Source organism: Lyngbya sp. CCY1209 (assembly GCF_035615495.1).
Classification (GTDB): Bacteria; Cyanobacteriota; Cyanobacteriia; order Cyanobacteriales; family Microcoleaceae; genus Limnospira.
In genome coordinates this window covers 1-236 of record NZ_JAJENU010000670.1, presented here as the reverse complement: position 1 = coordinate 236, position 236 = coordinate 1, and the positions used below count along the sequence as shown (strand labels likewise).

Annotated in this window: 1 protein-coding gene; it reads right to left on the bottom strand. The window is 49.6% G+C overall.

What is annotated here, in order from left to right:
- On the bottom strand, nucleotides 1–221 hold a 221-nt coding region (locus LKE08_RS27650; RefSeq protein ID WP_324707522.1), incomplete at its 3' end, for a hypothetical protein.
- Nucleotides 222–236: the final 15 nt, after the last annotated feature.

Below are 236 nucleotides of genomic sequence, written 5' to 3'. Positions count from 1 at the left end.
GCCTTCACCGTGCCTTGATTGAGGGCCCAAATAAACGAGGGGGAGTAACTGTCTGTGCCGTTAAAAGCGGTCAACCGGGGCAGTTGCACCACGCTACCTTTGCCATTGGATGTCACATCCACGTCCCCGCTAATCTTGGTGGCATTCAAGGTCAGTTTGCCACCGTCTTTCGCCTCAATTATCGTATCAGTTTTTCCACTAAAAGTTTTGACTCCTGACAAATCCAATTGGCTGTT